This is a genomic window from Parablautia sp. Marseille-Q6255 (assembly GCF_951230155.1).
Classification (GTDB): domain Bacteria; phylum Bacillota; class Clostridia; order Lachnospirales; family Lachnospiraceae; genus Choladousia.
In genome coordinates, this window is sequence record NZ_CATNVD010000018.1 from 24,368 (window position 1) to 44,437 (window position 20,070).

At 51.0% G+C, this 20,070-nt stretch carries 17 protein-coding genes; 2 read left to right on the forward strand and 15 right to left on the reverse strand.

Features of this window, described 5'->3' with window-relative positions; translation table 11 throughout:
• Positions 1-183: 183 nt before the first annotated feature.
• On the forward strand, positions 184-2,964 hold the full coding sequence (locus tag QOX44_RS14265) for a YfhO family protein (protein ID WP_283684019.1): 2,781 nt from the start codon (positions 184-186) through the stop codon (positions 2,962-2,964).
• 170 nt (positions 2,965-3,134) lie between these two features.
• Here QOX44_RS14265 and rpiB read toward each other — a convergent pair whose 3' ends face one another.
• From rpiB to galT, 3 genes are all read right to left on the reverse strand, one after another.
• Positions 3,135-3,569, reverse strand: a complete 435-nt coding sequence (rpiB, locus tag QOX44_RS14270) for a ribose 5-phosphate isomerase B (protein ID WP_283684020.1) — start codon at positions 3,567-3,569, stop codon at positions 3,135-3,137.
• Between the two features lie 154 nt (positions 3,570-3,723).
• Positions 3,724-4,392 carry a ribulose-phosphate 3-epimerase gene (gene rpe / locus QOX44_RS14275; RefSeq protein ID WP_283684021.1) on the reverse strand — a complete coding sequence of 223 codons (669 nt, stop codon included), beginning with the start codon at positions 4,390-4,392 and terminating at the stop codon, positions 3,724-3,726.
• Positions 4,393-4,448: 56 nt separating this feature from the next.
• The gene (gene galT / locus QOX44_RS14280) at positions 4,449-5,978 is read right to left on the reverse strand and encodes a UDP-glucose--hexose-1-phosphate uridylyltransferase (protein WP_283684022.1); all 1,530 of its coding nucleotides are present in this window, start codon (positions 5,976-5,978) and stop codon (positions 4,449-4,451) included.
• A 396-nt stretch (positions 5,979-6,374) separates the two neighbouring features.
• Here galT and QOX44_RS14285 point away from each other — a divergent pair, with 396 nt between their 5' ends.
• Positions 6,375-6,866 carry a DUF402 domain-containing protein gene (locus tag QOX44_RS14285; protein WP_283684023.1) on the forward strand — a complete coding sequence of 164 codons (492 nt, stop codon included), beginning with the start codon at positions 6,375-6,377 and terminating at the stop codon, positions 6,864-6,866.
• Here QOX44_RS14285 and truA read toward each other — a convergent pair.
• The 12 genes from truA to QOX44_RS14345 form a co-directional block, all read right to left on the reverse strand.
• Positions 6,842-7,594, reverse strand: a complete 753-nt coding sequence (gene truA / locus QOX44_RS14290) for a tRNA pseudouridine(38-40) synthase TruA (RefSeq protein WP_283684024.1) — start codon at positions 7,592-7,594, stop codon at positions 6,842-6,844. The two genes, QOX44_RS14285 and truA, sit on opposite strands and share 25 nt — an antisense overlap.
• Before the next feature lie 50 nt (positions 7,595-7,644).
• Positions 7,645-8,652 (reverse strand): hypothetical protein, encoded by a 1,008-nt coding sequence (locus QOX44_RS14295; RefSeq protein WP_283684026.1) that lies wholly within the window; start codon positions 8,650-8,652, stop codon positions 7,645-7,647.
• 2 nt (positions 8,653-8,654) lie between these two features.
• Positions 8,655-9,479 carry an energy-coupling factor transporter transmembrane component T family protein gene (locus QOX44_RS14300; RefSeq protein ID WP_283684028.1) on the reverse strand — a complete coding sequence of 275 codons (825 nt, stop codon included), beginning with the start codon at positions 9,477-9,479 and terminating at the stop codon, positions 8,655-8,657.
• Positions 9,480-9,542: 63 nt separating this feature from the next.
• Entirely contained in the window at positions 9,543-10,388 is an 846-nt protein-coding gene (locus QOX44_RS14305) for an energy-coupling factor transporter ATPase (RefSeq protein WP_283684030.1), read from the reverse strand.
• On the reverse strand, positions 10,378-11,250 hold the full coding sequence (locus tag QOX44_RS14310) for an energy-coupling factor transporter ATPase (protein WP_283684171.1): 873 nt from the start codon (positions 11,248-11,250) through the stop codon (positions 10,378-10,380). The genes QOX44_RS14305 and QOX44_RS14310 overlap by 11 nt, the downstream gene beginning before the upstream one ends.
• A gap of 91 nt (positions 11,251-11,341) precedes the next feature.
• Positions 11,342-12,364: a LacI family DNA-binding transcriptional regulator gene (locus QOX44_RS14315; RefSeq protein ID WP_283684032.1), complete on the reverse strand. Its 1,023-nt coding sequence runs from the start codon at positions 12,362-12,364 to the stop codon at positions 11,342-11,344.
• Between the two features lie 229 nt (positions 12,365-12,593).
• A complete protein-coding gene (gene malQ, locus QOX44_RS14320; protein ID WP_283684034.1) occupies positions 12,594-14,078 on the reverse strand; it encodes a 4-alpha-glucanotransferase in 1,485 nt (494 codons plus the stop codon).
• 43 nt (positions 14,079-14,121) lie between these two features.
• Positions 14,122-14,961, reverse strand: coding sequence for a carbohydrate ABC transporter permease (locus tag QOX44_RS14325; RefSeq protein ID WP_283684036.1), 840 nt, complete (start codon positions 14,959-14,961; stop codon positions 14,122-14,124).
• Positions 14,961-15,812 (reverse strand): carbohydrate ABC transporter permease, encoded by an 852-nt coding sequence (locus QOX44_RS14330; RefSeq protein ID WP_283684037.1) that lies wholly within the window; start codon positions 15,810-15,812, stop codon positions 14,961-14,963. The genes QOX44_RS14325 and QOX44_RS14330 overlap by 1 nt, the downstream gene beginning before the upstream one ends.
• 133 nt (positions 15,813-15,945) lie before the next feature.
• Complete coding sequence (locus QOX44_RS14335) at positions 15,946-17,226, reverse strand: ABC transporter substrate-binding protein (protein ID WP_283684173.1); 1,281 nt, start codon at positions 17,224-17,226, stop codon at positions 15,946-15,948.
• Positions 17,227-17,471: 245 nt separating this feature from the next.
• The gene (locus QOX44_RS14340) at positions 17,472-18,965 is read right to left on the reverse strand and encodes an MBOAT family O-acyltransferase (RefSeq protein ID WP_283684038.1); all 1,494 of its coding nucleotides are present in this window, start codon (positions 18,963-18,965) and stop codon (positions 17,472-17,474) included.
• Positions 18,966-19,023: 58 nt separating this feature from the next.
• Positions 19,024-20,058, reverse strand: coding sequence for a hypothetical protein (locus tag QOX44_RS14345; protein ID WP_283684039.1), 1,035 nt, complete (start codon positions 20,056-20,058; stop codon positions 19,024-19,026).
• Positions 20,059-20,070 lie beyond the last annotated feature (12 nt).

The following is a 20,070-nucleotide window of genomic DNA, read 5'->3' on the forward strand; positions in this document are numbered from 1 at the left end:
GCAAGGCTCCAGGCACAATCTCCCCAAAAAACTGTACCTCGAACCGCCTCCTGCTTTTCTGTATTCAACTGATACCTACAATAATATTAAAATAACGCTTTTCTGTCAAGTCTGCCTTTTCAATCTAAGTAGCCCATGTTAAAATAAGCTTGCTTTAAATTTTAACAAAAGAAAGGTATCGCTATGTCATACATGAAAAAACTGTTCCAATCCAAGCGTTTTGTGTCCCTGCTCCTTGTATGGGGCATGCTCTTTGTCAGCTGTCTGGTCATCTTTTCTGACTTCCTCTTCGGAGATTCTCTTGCCGTCTTTAATGACGCAGGATCTGATACCCGTCAGCAGTACCTGATGCAGTATGCCACGATCGTGAACCATTTAAAAAACGGCAACTATTCTCTGTGGGACTTAAACAACGGCTTTGGGGCCAGTATGTTTTCTTTGAATATATCAAATATATTTCTGATCCCCGTATACCTGGCAGGCTACCTGTTCGGGATCGGCCGCATACCGGGAGTGATCGTTTACCTGCTGATCACACAGATCCTCCTGGCCGGCACAGTATGTTTTTTATTCCTTGATCAGTTTTCTTTCTCCGGGCGCAGCAAGATCATTGCTTCTTATTTATATGCCTTAAACGGCTATCTGCTGGTGTGGGGGCAGCATTATCAGTTTGGCTCCTTTGTGATCTTTCTGCCGCTTTTGCTGCTTTTCGCCGAGCGCGCGATCCGCAGGAAAAAATTCAGTCTGGGTATGCCGCTTACCGCAGCTGCTATGGTCTGCGCGAGCGTCTACATGTCCTATATGGCCTTTATCATGGCAGGCTGCTACCTCCTGTACCGCATGATCCTCCTGGATGAGGACCGCCGGGTGCGCATCCGTCAGTTTTTCATGCACTGCGCAAGCCTTGTGCTCGGTATCGGCATGGGCGCCTTTATCTTCCTGCCTATGGCATATTACCTGATGACAAACAGCAGCCGGCTGGACAGCAGTGTCCCGTTTCTGGAAAAGCTTGCAGGCTTTTGCTCTTTGTACGGCTCCGACTTCTATCAGACCGCATTCCTGCGCTCCTTTTCCTCGGTTGCTCAGGGACTTTCCGACTACAGAGGATACTCCAATTTTTACGAGGCCCCTGTACTGTTTTTCTCCGTGCTGTTTTTGATCCTTGCCTTTCAGTATATCTTTACGATACACAGGCAAAATGCAGCAAAAAAAGCAAAGGTTCTGCAATATACGGCGATCGCCTTTTTCATTTTCTGCCTGTTTACACGGCTGGGAGCGGCGGCCTTCAATGCCTTTGCCTATCCGTTCGCGCGGCATTCCTTTATTTTTATGCCGCTGTTCGCCATTATTTCGGCTTACACGCTGGATCAGATCCTTGTGCGCAGACAGCTCTGCCTGCCCGCGCTGGCGCTTTCAGCTGTCTACATAGCCGCAGCCGGATTTCTGTCTTTTTCCGAGGTAACAGAAAAAGCGCTGAAGGCAAACGCAGTCCTTTCTGTACTGATCGCTGTGTTCCTGTGCGCCCTTTTCTTCCTCACCGCGCACAAAAAGACGCTGCCTGCTGCCGCTTTCTTAAAAAGGCACAGCGGGATGCTTTCTCTTTTGCTGCTTGCATGCGCCATGCTCAATATGACGGCAGAGGGATATTTCTGCTATAACCGCCGAAATGTGCTCACCAGGACCGATCCGGTCTACTGGCAGAGCCTGTACAATCCAAATGTCACGCAGGCGCTCGAGTATCTCCATGAGACTGATCCCTCCCTCTACCGGATAGAGAAGGATTACTACGGCGGAAGCTTCTGCATGGACGGCATGGCGCAGGAATACCGCGGGATCAGCGCATATAATTCTACTCCAAACAGCAATCTGGAGGAGTTTGTCAATCTCGTGATCCCAAATTTCCCGATCATGGCACGATATGAATATTCCTATCGCCAGATTGGCTATTACACCGGTCACAGCACGCTCTTTGGTATAAAATATCTGCTTTCTCAGCAGCCTGATCTGCAGCTTGACGGTTTTACACTGCTCAAACAGTTTGGCGATATTTATATTTACCAGAACCACAATACCGCTTCCCTTGCGCGTTTTTATGCGGATACGGCAGACAGCGAACTCCTCCGGGACGCATATGGGACCCTGGATCTGGAACGCATGCTGCTGGAAACACTCTTTCTTGATGCTGCGGGCACTACAGATGGCCTGATCGGCAATCCTGCCGCTGACAATACCGACACGGCCAAAGCCGCCGAATATGGAAATACTGTCTCAAAGGACGCCGTGCTGGAAGAATACGCACTGGAAAAGCTTCCCGTCCGTATGAAAAAGATCAAAGCAGACGGAAGTACTGACTCTGTCACGATCCCGTTAAATGCGAGCGATCTGGAAGGATATGAGCGCACCTATCTGGAATTTGACATCACAGCGCCAAAGGTGAGCGACTTTGTCGTTAATGACGGACAGCCCATGCCGTATCATTTCCGGGTAAATGCCGGTGAGAAAAAACATGTGCAGCTCGCCATTCCTGGATCCGCAGATGCCATCACCCTCACCCGGGTAGACGGCTGCTTCGAAGGAACAGTGCGAAATATCCGCCTGCTCGGCTCCCGCACCTCCTGCACGCAGGATGCACAGTCCTCCGTTTTTATGGAGGATCCGGTCAATGATTCCAGCCTGAGCGGAACCGTCACAGCCGCGCAGGACGGCTATGTATTCCTGCCTGTCCCCTATGAAAATGGATGGAGCGCCGCCGTAGGTGGCACACAGGTGCCCATCCTCCGCGCAGATATCGGCTTTATGAGCATCCCGGTAAGCGCCGGTGAACACACCTTCACCTTCACCTACCATCAGCCGTATATGCAGGAGGGTATCGGTATTTCTATCCTCTGTATCCTGATCTGGATCTCTGTCCCGGTAAAGAGACGTCTCTGCGCCAAAAAGGCAGCCGGGAAGCAGGCCTGCTAGCAGATCCTCCGGCTTTTACCCGCTTTAGCGCTTCAGACGCCATGCAAAAAGGCTGCGGCAAACGATCATCTCCGGTAAACATACCGCCGGATGATTCTGCCGCAGCCTTATTTTGTCCTTTTGAGGACTGTTTTTCTTTACGCAAGCCAGCGGATCCCTGCTCCCTGTGCTTACTCCTTTTCGTCGATCAGATTGATCCTGTTCTGATGTCTGGGCGCTCCGGAAAATGGTGTATTCAGGAATGTGTCCAGAATCTTTACTGCCAGTCCCGGTCCTACCACTCTGCCGCCAAGCGCCAGGATATTCGCGTCATTGTGCTGTCTCGTAGCCTCTGCACAAAAGCAGTCGGTACAAAGCGCCGCGCGGATTCCCGGAATCCTGTTTGCTGTGATCGAGATACCGATCCCGGTACCGCAGATCAGCACGCCTTTCTCGCAGCTTCCGTCAAGGATCGCGGAAGCAACCTTTCTCGCATAGATCGGATAATCAACCGCCTGCGTGCTGTCACATCCAAAATCCTTGTAAGCGATCCCTTTTTCATCCAGATATTTTAAAATTTCCAGTTTTAATTCATAACCACCATGGTCACATCCAATTGCCAGCATTGTCTTCCTCCTGTCCGCCTGTGCTGTTTCTGCCAGTTTTTTTGCTCTTAATTTGTTTTCCTTTTCTGTTCTTTTTCTGTACCCTTTTCGGGGTCCTTTGTTCTTCTTTCTGTTTGCTTCCCGCCGTCGCTGACGTCCCTGCCGCTTATACCGGTCACTGACGGTATTCTTTGAGGATCTCCATAAATGCCTTTGTTCTGCCTGTAATATCCTCTCCAAATACTGCCGAGCCTGCGACACAGATGTTTGCTCCTGCTTCAAGCACACTGCGCACCATATCTGTCTTGATACCGCCATCCACCTGGATGTCCGTCTCCAGCCCCATCTGTGTCAGTCTCTGACGCAGCGTGCGGATTTTCTCGGTCATCTGAGGAATGTATTTCTGCCCTCCGAATCCAGGGTTGACTGTCATGATCAGGATCATATCCACATCCTCCAGCACGTGATCCAGCGCTGACAGCGGAGTCGCGGGATTCAGCGCCACGCCCGCCTTTACACCGCACGCATGGATCTGCTGGATCGCCCGGTGCAGGTGCTTTGTGGCCTCTGCATGCACCGTGATCCCGTCCGCTCCGCACTGTGCAAACCGTTCAATATAGCGCTCCGGCTGTTCCACCATCAGATGCACATCAAAAAAGCAGTCTGTGCATTTGCGGATGGACTCGATCACCGGCATGCCAAATGAAATACTTGGCACAAACATCCCGTCCATCACATCAATATGCAGATATTGTGCGCCTGCATCGACCGTCTGTGCAATGTCCTGCTCCAGATGACAAAAATCTGCTGACAAGATCGACGGCGCCAGAATATTTTTTCTCATAATCACTCTTCCTCCTCTGTTACTCCTGTGCTTCATCTGCCCGGCCGGGCAGGAACTCAGCCATTTACTGCTTCGATAAAACGGCCGAATGCCGCCTGCCCTTCCGGAGTTCTCTTATAAACCCCCGCATGCTCCAAAACCTTGCTGAATACAAGACCTACCTCATCCTCAATGATGCGGTCGATCGTGCCGCGTTCAAAGCTGCCGTATTTTTCCTTCAGCTCTTCTACCCAGTCTGCATGCTTTCCAAGCTCCTCATCCCCTGCAATATCACGGCCCTCAAGCATTGCCTCCTTGAGATGCTCCAGCTCATCCTTGAGACGTGCCGGAAGCACTGCCAGTCCCATAACCTCGATCAGACCAATATTTTCTTTCTTGATATGATGCAGCTCTGCATGCGGATGATATACGCCAAGCGGATGCTCCTTTGTCGTGATATTATTGCGCAAAACGAGATCCATCTCAAATTTTCCATCGCGCTTTCTCGCGATCGGCGTGATCGTATTGTGCGGCTCTCCATCTGTCTGTGCATAGATAAACGCAGCCTCGTCTGTATAGCCTCTCCAGACGTGGAGGATCTTATCCGCCAGATCAATGAGCCTTTCCGTATCCTCGCAGCGCAGGCGGAGCACAGACATCGGCCATTTCACGATCCCCGCCTCGATATCCTCATAGCCCGTAAAGGTCACCTCTGTCTCCACCGGCGCCTTTGCCATCGCGAACTCGTAGCAGCCGCCCTGAAAATGATCATGGCTCAAGATTGATCCGCCTACGATCGGCAGATCCGCATTTGATCCTACAAAATAGTGCGGGAACTGCTTTACAAAATCCAGCAGCTTGCCGAAGGTCGCACGCTCGATCTTCATCGGGATGTGCTGAGAATTGAAGACGATGCAGTGCTCGTTGTAGTACACATAGGGGGAATACTGAAAGCCCCAGCGGCTGCCATTGATCGTCACCGGAATGATACGGTGGTTTTGGCGCGCCGGATGGTTCAGTCTTCCTGCATATCCCTCATTTTCAATGCAGAGCAGACACTTCGGATAGGAGGTCTGCTTTGCCAGCTTTGCTGCCGCGATCGCCTTCGGATCCTTCTCCGGCTTGGAGAGGTTGATCGTAATGTCCAGATCCCCGTACTCCGTCGGAGAGATCCACTTGCGGTCCCGCGCGATGCGGTAACGTCTTATGTAGTCTGTATCCTGACTGAACTTATAATAAAAGTCTGTTGCCTTTTTCGGATCCTCACGGTACAGCTCCTGGAACCTGCGGATGATATTGGAAGGACGGTCTACCAGCAGACTCATCACCTTCGTATCAAACAGATCCCGGTAGCCGACTGTGTTCTCCTCTAATATCTTATGCTCATACGCATAATCGCAGATCTGCCCGAGTATCTGCGGAAGCTGTGCTATGATCTCCCCACTGCCCGGCTCATACGCACAGATCGCGCTGTGCGCACTGTCCTCCAGTGCATCGATCTGCAAAAGCTCCAGCACACGGTTTGTTGTGTATACCGCATCCTCCCGCTCGATCAGTCCCGTCTCCAGCCCGTACTGGATCAATTTTGCAATACTATCCTGAATCATCTGCCAAACCTCCTGTTTCTCATCCTGTATTTTACTTTTATCATTCGCCACTGATGCCCGAACTTTGCGAACTCTGCGAACTCCGCAGTGCTACCTCGGCAATGCTTCGCATTCCCTCGTCACGGGCTTTCGCCCTATGAATCCAACATCCGGCTCTCCCGTCTGCAAGCAGCCGGTGATCCGTCTGATGGATTCGCACTGCTCATTGCTTTCGTGAACATTGTATCATAGTTTTGGGGTTTGTAACACTATTTGTTTCTGATTTTTTGTGATTCGTCAGGCGTCTTTAAACGGCGCTAACCGCTCAGCCTGCTGTTTTTTCCGGTGCGGTTTCTTCTAGTAGACTTTTGTAAAAATCTCTGCTATTCTATCTTTATCTATCAGGAGGGGATGACGATGAGTGAATTGAAATTATATCGAAAGCGAATTATCCCTGATGAGTGTATTCTGCTGGAGAATGATGAGATACTGTATCATGACCAGGAGGTCATCATCACAAAATGGAACACGATCCGTCCTAAGAAAACGCTTTGCCGCGGCTACTCCTGCTACTTTATGGAACGCGGCTTTAAGGTGAGCAAATTTTACGATCACGAGGATCAGCTGATCAGCTGGTACTGCGATATCATTGACTACACCTTTGACAGTGACACAGATACTTATATATTTACAGATCTGCTTGTGGATGTGATCGTTTATCCGGACGGCTTTGTGCGTGTTGTCGATCTTGATGAGCTCGCAGACGCTGCGCGCGATGGTCTGATCACACAGGAGCAGCTCCAGCTTGCGCTGCGCCGCACGGACAAGCTGCTTGGCGTGATCTATAAGGGCGCGTTTGCAAAGCTGCAAAAATATATTGAGGATTATGAAGCAGCATCCGGCAGATAGCGGATCTGTACCAGTGTAAGTCCCTGCGGGCGTGCGGTATCTCCTGCACGGCTCCGGTCGCGTGCGGCCAAAATTTCGGGGATTTCCTCCGGCTCCATCATTTTGCTTCCGACACGCAGCAGCGTCCCGACGATGATCCGCACCATATTGTACAGGAAGCCGTTTCCGCGCACACGTATCGTGATCATCTCGCCGTCCCGCACCACATCGATGCTGTAGATCGTACGCACACGGTCTGTCACCTCCGGCTTGTTCGTGCAAAAGCTTGTAAAATCATGTGTCCCCACGAGGTAATCGGCTGCCCGCTGCATTCTGTCCACGTCAAGATCCCAGTAATAAAACAGCGAGTACAGTCTTGCACACGGATCCGGGAATCTGCGGTTGCAGATCCTGTACTCATACGTTTTCTCTGTATGACAAAAACGCGGGTGGAAATCAGAGGGCACCTCACAGGACTCCTGGATACGGATGTCCTCCGGCAGACGCGTATTGAGCGCATAGGAGATCTTCTCTGCCGGAATCCGGGATGAGGTATCGAACACCGCCACATTTCCGCGCGCATGCACGCCTGCATCGGTGCGGCTTGCCCCGATCACGCGGATCTCCTCTCCCAGCAGCTCGCTCAGATGCCTGTTCAGCTCACTTTCTATTGTCACACCGTTTGGCTGCACCTGCCAGCCACAGTAATTTGTCCCGTCATAGGCAACTGTAAGTTTCACCCGTTTCAATGTCTGTTCTCCTGTCTTTTACTCTTCAAATATGACTTTTCCTGAAACCTTTACAAAAGCACAAAGGAGGCTTCCTCAAATTGTCTGACTGAAAATACCATGCGCCACTCGACCTCCTCTGACACCGGCTCAAAATGCAGCGCAGAATACGCGATATGAATCGGCTCCCGAAAGTCTGTCCCCAGCACGATCTCTGTCGGTCCGTCTGCTCCTCCGATAATGCTGACGCCACTTGCCGCAGGATGCGGCTCACCCCCTCTTTGCCCGATCTCCCTTGGTCTGTCACTTTCTGCACAGTCAAAGAGAGATATCTTCTCCGTCGGTTCCGGCGAAACCGTATAGCTCATGGCAATATAGTGAGTCGGACAGACCAGTCGGGCATCTGCAAGCCTGTCTGAGGGGAGGCTCTGATGCTCGATCTCCTTTACCGTCAGCGTATGAGAGATCCCGCTTGCGGGACTGGAAAATGTAAAGCGATCCCCCACTCCGTGAAGCCGGACATGCGGCCCCGGGATCTGTACCGGCTGCTGCTCCAGTGTCAGAAAAAGCGTCCTGATTTCAGGTCTGCATCTGCCAGCCCAGCGAAATGCATTTCTGTAAATAATCCACCCAAAGGAATCATCCAGCCCATAATAGTCCATGATCCTTTTCACTTCCGGTTCCCTGCCGGCCTGATCCGGCAGAAAGGGATGAAAGCTCACAGAACAGCCGCGGGAAGCCTGCAGCATTTTTCCGTTCACCTCTATGCGCGGTCTGATATGCATGCAAAGAGGGTGCTCCAGCTCCATCTGCATCTGCTGCTCGCGGCTAAGACTTTCATACCAGCCTGCTTCCTGTCCCGGCTTCCACTTTTCCATAAAGCTGCGGATGCTTCTGGCACTGACCCGCATACAAAGATCAACGACAAGTCCCCTGCCGCAGGAATACACGCCCGGGATCACCCAGTGGTGCCCCGCCCATTCCAATTGCTTCCCGACCGGGATCTCTTTCCCGGCATGATCTCTGCCGTGATGCCCCCAGAAGCCTGCGTCGAAGTAAACCTTCCACTGCTCTTCCATCCTTACAGTCCCCACAATCCTGCAAAAAATCCGATCCGGTTCAAAAGGAACATTACCACAAGGTAGCCAAGCAGGATCAGGTATGCCATCTTGTCCCTGCCGTGATATACCAGCGGCTTCATCTTCGTCCTGCCCTCATCTCCGTGATACCCGCGCGCCTCCATTGCCATAGCGAGATCATTTGCACGCCGGAAGGCAGAAATAAACAGCGGGACAAGCAGCGGGATCATACTCTTTGCTTTCTGGATCAGACCGCCTGACTCAAAATCAGCCCCGCGCGCCATCTGCGCCTTCATGATCTTATCTGTCTCTTCCAGAAGGATCGGGATAAAGCGCAGCGCGATCGACATGATCATCGCGATCTCATGTACTGGAACCCGGATCTTTTTCAGGGGATGGAGCGCTTTTTCCAGTCCGTCTGTCAGATCGTTCGGTGTTGTCGTAAGCGTCATCACAGAAGAACCGATGACGAGATAGATCAGACGGATCGCCATCGACACTGCCATCTCGATTCCTTCCTTCGTGATCGTAAAGATCCAGAAGCTTACGACCGGAGTCCCCTTTATTAAAAACAGATTAAATACTACCGTAAACATCATCAAAAAGAAAATGGATTTCAGTCCGCGCAGCATAAAACTAAGCGGTACCCGCGAAACAGTGATGACCGCTGCTAAAAAAAGTGTTGCCCCGATATATGCCTCCACGGAATGAAAGGCAAATAAAGAAATAATAAATACCAGCGTGCCTGCAAGCTTCACGCGCGGATCCAGCCTGTGGATCACGGAGTTTCCCGGATAATATTGTCCTAATGTTATTTCTCTTATCATGATTTTTTCTCTCCCGCAGGTCTTTTCCCTTCCTGCTCATTTTTCTGACGGCCGCGAACGCAGTTATTTTAAAAATCGCCGTATCGCATCCGCCGCTTCCTCCACGGTTGTCGCATCCGTCGCAATATCCCAGCCCGCCTCCTGCAGCCCGTGCATCAGATATGTGACCTGAGGGGCAGCCAGCCCTACTTCCTCGAGCTCTCTGTAGTGATGAAACACCTCGCGCGGCGTATCGTCAAACATGACCTGTCCCCTGTTCATTACGATAATGCGTTCCACGTAGCGGGCGATGTCCTCCATACTGTGCGAGACGAGCAAAACAGTGATCCCTCGCTCCTCATGCAGCATTTTCACCTGATCCAGGATGTCATCGCGTCCCTTCGGATCCAGCCCCGCTGTCGGCTCATCGAGGATCAGCACCTCCGGGTTCATCGCCAGGATACCGGCGATCGCCACACGCCTTTTCTGTCCGCCGGAAAGCTCAAACGGGGACGACTTATAATACTTTTCCTTTAATCCCACAAGCTTTAACGCTTCATAGGCGCGCGCCTCGACCTCCTCTGCCGGAAGCCCGAGATTTTTGGGACCGAAGCACACATCTGTAAACACATCCGTCTCAAAAAGCTGATGCTCCGGATACTGGAATACGAGTCCGACTCTGCTGCGCAGCTGCTTTCTGTCGTATCCCTCCCCGTAGATGTTCTCTCCATTATAATATACTTCTCCTGAGGTCGCCTGAAGGAGGCCGTTCAGATGCTGGATCAGTGTGGACTTTCCTGATCCGGTATGACCGATCACACCGATAAACTGACCATCCGGTATTTCCAGATTAATCTCTTTTAACGCATGCCGCTCAAATGCTGTCCCGGCGCTGTATACGTAATTCAGATGTTCGATTTTAATTGCCATTTCTCTGCCCCTTCCGGTACTCCTCAAGCGCTGCCACCAGTTCCTCATTCGATAAAATCCCGTCCGGCAGATCAATGCCTGCCTTCTGGAGCTCGTGCGCGACCAGTGTCGCCTGCGGCACATCCAGCCGATAGCTCTTTAGCTCCTCCACACGAGAAAATACCTCGCGCGGCGTCCCCTGCATCACGATCTTTCCCTGATCCATGACAATGACCTTGTCCGCGTCAATGACCTCTTCCATATAATGCGTGATCAGCAGGACTGTAACGTGCTCTGATTTATTCAGGCCGTGCACCGTGCGGATCACTTCTTTTCGCCCATTCGGGTCCAGCATCGCTGTCGGCTCATCGAGAATGATGCACTTCGGCCGCATAGCGACCACGCCGGCGATCGCCACTCTTTGCTTCTGACCGCCGGACAGCTTGTTTGGAGAATGAGAACGGTACTCCCACATACCGACTGCCTTGAGGCTCTTCTCGACGCGCTGCCAGATTTCCTCCGTCGGGACTCCCATATTTTCCGGTCCAAAGCCGACGTCCTCGTCAACGATCGTACCAATGATCTGATTATCCGGATTCTGGAATACCATCCCGGCGCTCTGCCGGATATCCCACAGCTTTGACTCGTCCTTTGTATCATTGCCGTCTACGAGAAGCGTCCCCTCGCTCGGGAGCAATATCGCATTGATATGCTTGGCAAGCGTGGATTTTCCTGATCCATTATGTCCGAGGATCGCCACAAACTCCCCCTCCTGCACATCCAGATCAACGTGATCGACTGCGCGTGAGACGGACTCTACCCTTCCCTCATCATCCAGTTTAAAATAATCGTGCGCAAGCTTTCTTGCTTTAATAATTCCCATGATCTGCCTCCAGCTTTTTATGCCGTTTTCTCTGCGCGCCATCTGCCATGCGGCGCGTCTGCACCGGCGCGCCATGACGCCGCCCGTCTCTCTACAGCTTTCGCGTCGATCCTCCCAGGACCAGCTCCGCCTCAAAGATGCGCTGTCTGCGTACCGGCTTTTTCCGTATCAGGTCAAACAGCATCTGGATCGTCGCTTCCGCCATCTCCCGGCGCGGCTGACGGATCGTCGTGATCGAAGGCTCATAGTACTGTGCCACCGTAAGCCCGTCGTATCCGGCCACGGAATAATCCTCCGGAATCCTTTTGCCCGCATCAAAAAGCGCCTTGCAGGCTCCGATCGCCATGCTGTCCGACATCGCATAAATACATGTAAACTCTTTTCCAAGATTCAAAAGCTCTTTTGTCAGAGCATAACCATTTTCCATAGAATAGGTCGGCTGTCCGTCCTTTGTCCGCATCACGAGCGCATCATCATACACAATCCCGTACTGCTCAAGCGCCCTGCGGTAACCGTTTAAACGCTGCGCGCCGATGCTTGCATCCTGGCGCCCTGCCGCGAGCACTGCGATCCTGCGGTGTCCGCAGGAGCAAAGGTATTCTACCAGCCTGCAGCTCTCCCTCTCATCATCCACGGTCACGTAGGCTGCTCCGTTGCCAAGCGCCGCTGCATTTACGGTACTGATCACATACGGTACGGTAAGCTGCTCGAGCTTATCCGCCGTATGGCTGCTCAGTCCTCCAAGAAATACGATCCCCTTGAGCCGTTTTTCCTTCTCGAGCTGTACGGCAACATCCACCTCATCCTCGAATTCCTCCACATGCTGCAAGATAAAAGAATACCGCTTTTTTGTGATCTCCCGCTCAAATACCTGGATCATATCTGCAAAAAACGGGTTCGTGATCCCCTTTGCAAGCACAGCGATCGTATTTGAATCTATTCTTTTTAAATTGCGTGCACTGTTATTGGGTATATAATTATACTCCCGGATCGTATCCATGATCTTTTTCTTTGTGTCTTCGTTGATATCCGGATGATCATTGATCGCCCGCGACACCGTACTCACTCCGACTCCGCACAATTTTGCCACTTCTTTGATCGTCAACTGTCCCATGTGCCGGTCCTCCTTCCGATGACACAAATCTCCTCCGCCGTATGCGCCGCTGTATCTCATGTGCCGCTGTATCTCATGCACTGAGACAGACCGCAGCGCACGCACCAAAACACGTCGGAGTTTGCTGTGTCAAATTATAACAACTCGCCTCACAAAATGCAAGAAAAACAAAAGCCGCCTGCTGCAAAACAGATCCGGCGGATATGTCTCACAGCAGACAGCTCATTTTCTAGCAGTGTCTTCCATATAATTCAGCTAATCTGCCGATTTTCTGTATCAGCTCGTCCGTCAGGCAGCCCTGCGTCATCCTCCATCTCCAGTTTGTCCCGATCGTAGACGGATGATTCATCCGCGCCTGCGCCCCCAGGGCAAGGTAATCCTGCATCGGGATCACTGCCGTATCAGCCACGCTTGAAAGCGTCAGGCGGATAAACGCCCATACCGTCTCCTCGCGATCCTCATCTGTGAGGTGCAGGTACTCCGCAGCCATAGCCCGGTCCGCATCATTTAACTCATCATACCATGCGAAAAGCGTCTGGTTATCGTGGGTCCCCGTGTAGACGACACAGTTATGCGTATAATTATAAGGCATATAATCTCCGGCCTCCCTCGAATCAAACGCAAACTCCATCACCTTCATGCCCGGGTAGCCCGTATCCTCCACAAGCTTTATCACGCTGTCTGTCAGATAGCCGAGATCCTCCGCGATGATCGGCACCGTGCCGAAATGCGCCCGCAGAGCGTCAAACAGCTTCATCCCGGGACCCTTTTTCCAGTGCCCGCCTGCAGCAGTCCTGTCTCCGTACGGTATCGCATAATACTCATCAAAGCCGCGGAAATGATCCACGCGCACCACGTCATACAGCCGGAAGCAATGCTCCATCCGGCGGATCCACCACGCATAGCCGGTCTTTTCATGGTAATCCCAGTCATACAGAGGATTGCCCCAGAGCTGTCCGTCGGCAGAAAATGCATCCGGCGGGCAGCCTGCCACCATAGACGGTCTGCGGTCCTCATTATACTGGAACATCTCCGGGGACGCCCAGCTGTCTGCACTGTCAAACGCCACGTAGATCGGAATATCACCGATGATCCTGATCCCTTTTGCATTCGCATATGCTTTGAGCGCTGTCCACTGCCGGTCAAACTCATACTGCAAAAATTTATAAAAGCCGATCTCCTCTTTGCAAAGCCTGCGGTACCGCTCAACCGCCTCCGGCCTGCCAAGTCGGATATCATCGTCCCATTCTTCCCAGCTTTTCCCGCCAAAGCGCCGCTTGACCGCCATATACAGGCTGTAATCCTCCAGCCAGAAGGACTGTTCCCGCTCAAAGCGTTCAAACTGCGCATTGCCCGCAAGGCAGGCTCTGCCGTATGCAAGTTTCAAAACCTGGAAACGCACGCGGTACAGCTTTTCATAATCCACGGCCGTCTCCTCCTGCCCGTAATCCAGATCCTCATATTCTCCCGGCAAAAGCAGGCCCTCTTCCTTAAGCGTATCCAGATCAATGAAATACGGATTCCCCGCAAACGCTGAAAATGACTGATACGGGGAATCGCCAAATCCAGTAGGTCCAAGCGGAAGTATCTGCCAGTAGGTCTGCCCGGCGCGCTTCAGCTGATCTACAAACTCGTATGCAGCTTTTGAAAAACAGCCAATCCCGTACGGAGAAGGCAGGCTCGATACTGGCAGCAAAATTCCACACGTTCTCATATGTGTCCTCCTAATTATCTGTTTGCCGTTTCCGTATGTTCGATCAGCCCTTTACAGCTCCGGCAACCACGCCCTCGATGATATATTTCTGACATGCAATATAAAATATGATGATCGGTATGATCGCGATCACAAGCGTTCCCATCATGGCGCCCATATCTACAGAACCGTATCCGCCTTTCAGATACTGGACCGCCATCGGGATCGTCTTCCACCGCTTCTGGTCAAGCACCAGAGAGGGGAGCAGGTAGTCATTCCAGATCCACATCGCCTGCAGGATCGTCACTGTCACGCATGTCGGTTTCATGATCGGCAGCACCACGCGAAAATACGTCTGCAGCGGATTGCAGCCATCGATCATCGCCGCCTCCTCGATCTCCAGCGGGATCGACTTGCAAAAGCCCACGAACATAAACACTGACAGACCTGCTCCGAAGCCGAGATAGACAACAATGATGCCGACCGGATTCCCGAGCTTTAACATATTTGCGATCTTGGAAAGTGTAAACATAACCATCTGGAACGGCACGATCATGGAAAACAGACACAGATAATAAATCGTCGTCGTCACCTTCGTCTTCACCCTGCAGATATACCATGCCGTCATCGAGCAGAACAGAATGATCGCTGCCACAGAAAATACAGTAATAAATACCGAACAGCCAAACGCCTCAATCAAGTTTGTTTTCTCAATACCATTTACATAGTTATCCCAGCCGACAAACATCTTGTCTGTCGGGATCTGAAACGGCGCGCGGCTGATATATGCTTTTTTCTTAAATGAGTTGATAAATACAAGCACGATCGGGAATACCCACAGTACAGACAGTATGGAGAAAAAGAGTGTCCAGATCCACCCATGCTTTGCTTTTCTTGCGTTCATTACTGCTGCACCTCCTTCGACCTTGTCAAGTAGTTCTGTACCAGCGCGATAGCTGCCACAAGCAGGAAGAAGATCACTGCCTTCGCCTGTCCGACGCCTTCCCAGCCGCTCCTGCCATAGAACGTATTATAAATATTCAGCGCGAGCATCTCCGACATCTTTGACGGATCGCCGTCCGTCAGCGCCAGGTTCTGGTCAAACAGCTTAAACGAGTTCGTAAGCGTCAGGAACGTACAGATCGTGATCGACGGCATGACCATCGGGATCGTCACATTTTTCAGGATCTGACGCGGCGTCGCTCCATCGATCTTTGCCGCCTCGATCAACTCTCCCGGAATATTCTGGATACCGGATATGTAAATGATCATCATATAACCGATCTGCTGCCAGCACATCAGGATCACCAGACCAAGAAATCCGTAAAGCTCATCGTATTTGAGGTTGCGCTGGAACTGCGCCAGAATACCGTTTAACAGAAGCTGCCACACGTAGCCAAGCACCAGACCGCCGATCAGGTTCGGCATAAAAAATACGGTACGGAACAGATTGGTTCCCCGGATCTTTTTCGTCAGCGCCAGAGCTACCGCGAATGCCAGCACATTGATCAAAAGCACTGTCACGATCGTAAATAATGCGGTAAACCACAGGGAATGTAAAAATACATCGCTTGGATCGTTCCAGAAACGCAGATAATTCTTAAGCCCTACAAATTTTGCATCTGTCACTGTCGTAAACTCACAGAATGAAAGGTATACACCGAGTATGAACGGCGCGATAAAACCGATTGTGAATGCGATCATCGTAGGAAGCAAAAATATCGGGGCATATTTTTTCATAGACCGGTTGTTCATGTCTTCGTCCTTTCTTCTTTTTCAAAAAGGGATGCTGCCCTTATCCGATGACACCCTTTCGGGTATTTTCCCGGAAAACCAGCAGCATCCCCTTCTTTATCTTTTTCTTTTTATTTCTGAGTGTTGTGTCCGGTTACTTTGTAGCTGCTACCTCGCTTGCCCAGCCGTCAACGAATGCAGTAACTACGCCGTCCCATTCGCCTGTACCCTGTGCGTACTCAAGAAGCGCACTTCCTACGCCGTTTTTCCACTCCTCAGACGGCATCGTTGTGAAGCACCATGCAACAGATTTCTTTCCTGCATCGATGTACTCATTTGCTGCATCGAGAAGCGGATTCTCTGCGCCGTACTCATCTGTAAAGGTCGTAAACGGTGTCTCAAATCCCATCTCATTTGCCAGAGAAGCGCGTCCTGTGTCACTTGTAACTACCCAGTTCATGAAGTCAAGCGTTGCCTGGATATCTTCCTCAGAAGCCTTTGCATTTACACACCAGTAGTTCTCAGATCCTGTGCAAAGACCCTGATTCTCCTCACCCTCTACACCGATGTAGATCGGGAGCATGCCAAGATCCTCGTCTGCCACTTCGTTGCCTGTGATATCGCCGTATGCCCATGTACCATTCTGATAGAAGACTGCCTCGCCCAGTGCGAACTCTGCTGCAGCATCCTCTCCTGTCATGCTCGCGATCATAGACGGCTCACATGTCGCATTGTTGATATACAGATCCCAGACTGCCTTGTAATTGTCAAGGTAAGTACCCTTGATCGCATCTGTGGAAGCAATGCCGTCTGCCTGATACTCATAGTAGATCGGCAGGTTTGCCAGATGTGTCTTAAATCTCCAGTCAGAGGAAGAATCCATACCTGCAGAAGTAAATGCACCGAGCACGCCCAGCTCATCCTTCTTTGCCTGAATATCCTCAGCGACTGCCTTTAATGTCTCAAAGCTCGTGATCTCAGAAGCATCCTTGATCACTGCTCCTTCTGTTGCACAGTAGTCAGCCAGAAGAGCCTTGTTGTAAATAATGCCGTATGTCTCGATCACGTATGCGATACCAAGGACTGCATCGCCATCCTTTAATGCAAAGTCATCACTCTTTAAGTAGCTGTAAAGCTCGCTGTCCTTCAGATCATAGCAGTAATCCTTCCAGGATGCCAGTCCCACCGGTCCGTTTACCTGGAACATCGTCGGAGCCTCATCCTTTGCCATCTCGGATTTGAGCGTAGACTCATACGTACCGGAAGCTGCCGTCACAACAGTCACCGGAACACCTGTCTCCTCCGTATAAGCCTCTGCCAGTGCCTCCCACTGCTCTGCCTGCTCCGGCTTAAAGTTCAGATAATAAACAGAGCCTGCGGCCTCCTCTGCCTGAACCGGTACAACTGCAAGACCTGCTACCATCGCTGCGGACATCGCTGCTGCAAAATACTTTTTAAATCTTCTCATCATTTTACCCTCTTTCTTTTCAGGATGGTTGATAGTTCCTCTTTTTGGAATCGTTTTCGGTAACGTTTCCAACTCATGCACTTATACTAACACAAAATGAGAAGATGTGCAATAGCTTTTCCACATCTTCTCGTTAATTTATCTACTGTTTACAATTTTATTATCTGTTTTTTGTGCATTTTCGACATGAGCTGTAACAACTGCAGCACAGATCAGAATTGAAAATAGATAAACTGTGTAGCGTTATATCCCGGCCCGTATACGCCAAATACCAGAACGCCAAAAATCCCTGCAAAATAGACGAGCCACCGCAGCCACACGCCCTGGTGCGTCAGCCACTCGATCACCCGGATCCCGCGGTATTTACAGATATCCGCAAAGATCAGCACAGCGAGAGACAGAACCAGAAGATTGCGTGTCTGCGGCGTCAGTCCCATCACGGCAAGGTTATCTCCCCAGGTAAACCACGGCAGACTTCCCAGACCTGCGATCCTTTTGAGGATCTCCACACCCTGCGCAAAGGAAGCGCGGAAAAATACCCAGCTAATGTCTACCAGTACAAAGGTGATCAGCATCTGCAGCACGCGGTGGCTGGCTGCATGCCGGTCGACTCTGCAAAGGCGCATGATCCTCTCGCGCAGCGGGCGCAGCCACTCTCCGATGACCTGATACGCTCCGTTTAAGCCTCCCCAGATGACAAAATGCCAGTTTGCACCGTGCCACAGACCGCTTACAAGAAAGACGACCATCAGATTGAACCACTTGCGCACACGTCCCTTCCGGTTCCCTCCCAGAGGGATATACAGATAGTCCCGAAACCAGGTAGAAAGAGAGATGTGCCAGCGTCTCCAGAAATCTGCCACAGATACGGCAAAATACGGCGTATTAAAGTTCTCCATCAGACGAAAGCCCATGACCTTTGCCGCTCCGATGGCGATGTTGGAATAGCTGCCAAAATCACAGTAGATCTGAAAAGCAAACAGCACAGTCGCCACGAGCAGCTGAAAGCCTGTGCGCTCTGTATATGTATTGTAGACGCCATTTACCGCGATCGCCAGATATTCCGCCAGCACAACCTTCTGGAAAAATCCGTAAAGCATGAGCAAAAGCCCGTCCCTTACACGCTCAAACTCAAACCTGTGCCGCTCATTGATCTGGACCAGCAGATTTTTAGAACGCTCGATCGGCCCTGCTACAAGCTGCGGAAAAAAGGAAACGAACAGCGCATATTTGCAGAAATTGCGTTCTGCATAAATATCACGGCGGTATACATCCACCGTATAGCTGAGCGCCTGAAAGGTATAAAAGGAAATGCCCACCGGAAGGATCACATCGAAAACCGGCGGCTGTACCTCCAGCCCGACAATCCCCAAAAGCCTGACTGCCGTTGCCGCGGCAAAATCAAAATATTTAAAAAAGAATAATATCGCAAGATTACTGATAAATGAAAGCGCCACGTACCATTTTTTACGGCAGATACGCTTTTTTTCATCCGGAAGCTTTTCCGCTGAATCGATCAGAAGCCCTGACGCATAGGTGATCGCCGTAGAAGTCAGCATCAAAAGTGCGTATTCTGGATTCCAGCACATATAAAAGAAATAGCTGCACGCCAGCAGGAACAGATAACGCACCCGGTGCGGGATCACGTAATAGCAAAGGCAGACAACCGGAAAAAATACAAGAAATTCCAGTGAATTAAATAACATGTTGTTTCCTCCGAAAAATATTAAACATCATTTGGCCGGGGCTATCCCGGCCTATCTCCTACGCGCCCGCTTCAGGCGGATTTTCCATGACCCACCGGGCTTCCCGGTCATACTGCTTAAGATCCTCCTCCCAGGAGGCATATGCGCTTTCTCCCTTATGACCTTCCAGATCACAGTGCTCTGTCAGCCATTCTCCCAGATGCCGGGTCAGCTTTACCGCACCGTACGTATTCAGATGCGTCTTGTCCCGAAAATCCAGTGAAAAATTGATGATCTCAGGATAATCCCGCTGATAAAACAAGAATGGGATCCCTTCCCCGCTCAGATATTCCTCCAGCGTGAGATTTAGTCCCTGTCTCTTTTTATAGCGCCTGTTGTCTGTCTCCACTCCAAACGGAATCGCCATCATGACAAACTCTGCGTCATTCTCTTCACAAAGCTGTATGATCCTGTCCAGATATTTCATACTGTTTTCCGGAATCTTTGTGCTCTTCTTCGGGATCCCCGGATCCTCCAGCGCCACTGTCGTATAGTCAAGCCTTGCTCCTTTGAGAAATGGCTTTGTCACAAAATCATAGTCCTCCAGCTGTGACCAGCGGGAGTGGTACTTTAAAAACGGCAGGAAATACGTAAGCTTCTCTTTTATCCCTGCCTCCGGCAGCATCTCACGCACCATTTCTATTTTCGTTTTTCCAAAACGCATTCCGTCAAACGCCTGCCGCAGCCGCGCCTCGCCATTGTACAGCTTGCTGTTCCACAGATAATAGCTCTCCATGACAACGACCTTGGGCTTCTGGCGTGTAAATGCCTCTTTGAGGAGAAAGTACGAGGTTGCCGCCGTCTGCTCCGGACTGCCCATGACATAAGACGTGATCCCGTAATCACGCCACAGCTCATTTGGCTGTACCCCATAGTACAGATGACTGCTTCCAAGAAACAGGACATCCAGTGTATCCTCCTCTATCTCATAAAACGAATGTACCATATCCGTTGCCTCCGCAGTCTTTCTGCGCAGCACTTCACTGATACCGCAAAAAATCAAAATACCTGTAATCAGAAACAAAACCGTCCCCAGGATCCGTCTCATGCGCATAGTATGCACTCC

Excerpts from the sequence above, each read along its gene's own strand:
- QOX44_RS14265 (WP_283684019.1), top strand. The coding sequence starts at position 184 with ATGTCATACATGAAAAAACTGTTCCAATCCAAGCGTTTTGTGTCCCTG.
- rpiB (WP_283684020.1), bottom strand. The coding sequence starts at position 3,569 with ATGCTGGCAATTGGATGTGACCATGGTGGTTATGAATTAAAACTGGAA.
- rpe (WP_283684021.1), bottom strand. The coding sequence starts at position 4,392 with ATGAGAAAAAATATTCTGGCGCCGTCGATCTTGTCAGCAGATTTTTGT.
- galT (WP_283684022.1), bottom strand. The coding sequence starts at position 5,978 with ATGATTCAGGATAGTATTGCAAAATTGATCCAGTACGGGCTGGAGACG.
- QOX44_RS14285 (WP_283684023.1), top strand. The coding sequence starts at position 6,375 with ATGAGTGAATTGAAATTATATCGAAAGCGAATTATCCCTGATGAGTGT.
- QOX44_RS14295 (WP_283684026.1), bottom strand. The coding sequence starts at position 8,652 with ATGGAAGAGCAGTGGAAGGTTTACTTCGACGCAGGCTTCTGGGGGCAT.
- QOX44_RS14300 (WP_283684028.1), bottom strand. The coding sequence starts at position 9,479 with ATGATAAGAGAAATAACATTAGGACAATATTATCCGGGAAACTCCGTG.
- QOX44_RS14305 (WP_283684030.1), bottom strand. The coding sequence starts at position 10,388 with ATGGCAATTAAAATCGAACATCTGAATTACGTATACAGCGCCGGGACA.
- QOX44_RS14310 (WP_283684171.1), bottom strand. The coding sequence starts at position 11,250 with ATGGGAATTATTAAAGCAAGAAAGCTTGCGCACGATTATTTTAAACTG.
- QOX44_RS14315 (WP_283684032.1), bottom strand. The coding sequence starts at position 12,364 with ATGGGACAGTTGACGATCAAAGAAGTGGCAAAATTGTGCGGAGTCGGA.
- malQ (WP_283684034.1), bottom strand. The coding sequence starts at position 14,078 with ATGAGAACGTGTGGAATTTTGCTGCCAGTATCGAGCCTGCCTTCTCCG.
- QOX44_RS14325 (WP_283684036.1), bottom strand. The coding sequence starts at position 14,961 with ATGAACGCAAGAAAAGCAAAGCATGGGTGGATCTGGACACTCTTTTTC.
- QOX44_RS14330 (WP_283684037.1), bottom strand. The coding sequence starts at position 15,812 with ATGAACAACCGGTCTATGAAAAAATATGCCCCGATATTTTTGCTTCCT.
- QOX44_RS14335 (WP_283684173.1), bottom strand. The coding sequence starts at position 17,226 with ATGTCCGCAGCGATGGTAGCAGGTCTTGCAGTTGTACCGGTTCAGGCA.
- QOX44_RS14340 (WP_283684038.1), bottom strand. The coding sequence starts at position 18,965 with ATGTTATTTAATTCACTGGAATTTCTTGTATTTTTTCCGGTTGTCTGC.
- QOX44_RS14345 (WP_283684039.1), bottom strand. The coding sequence starts at position 20,058 with ATGCGCATGAGACGGATCCTGGGGACGGTTTTGTTTCTGATTACAGGT.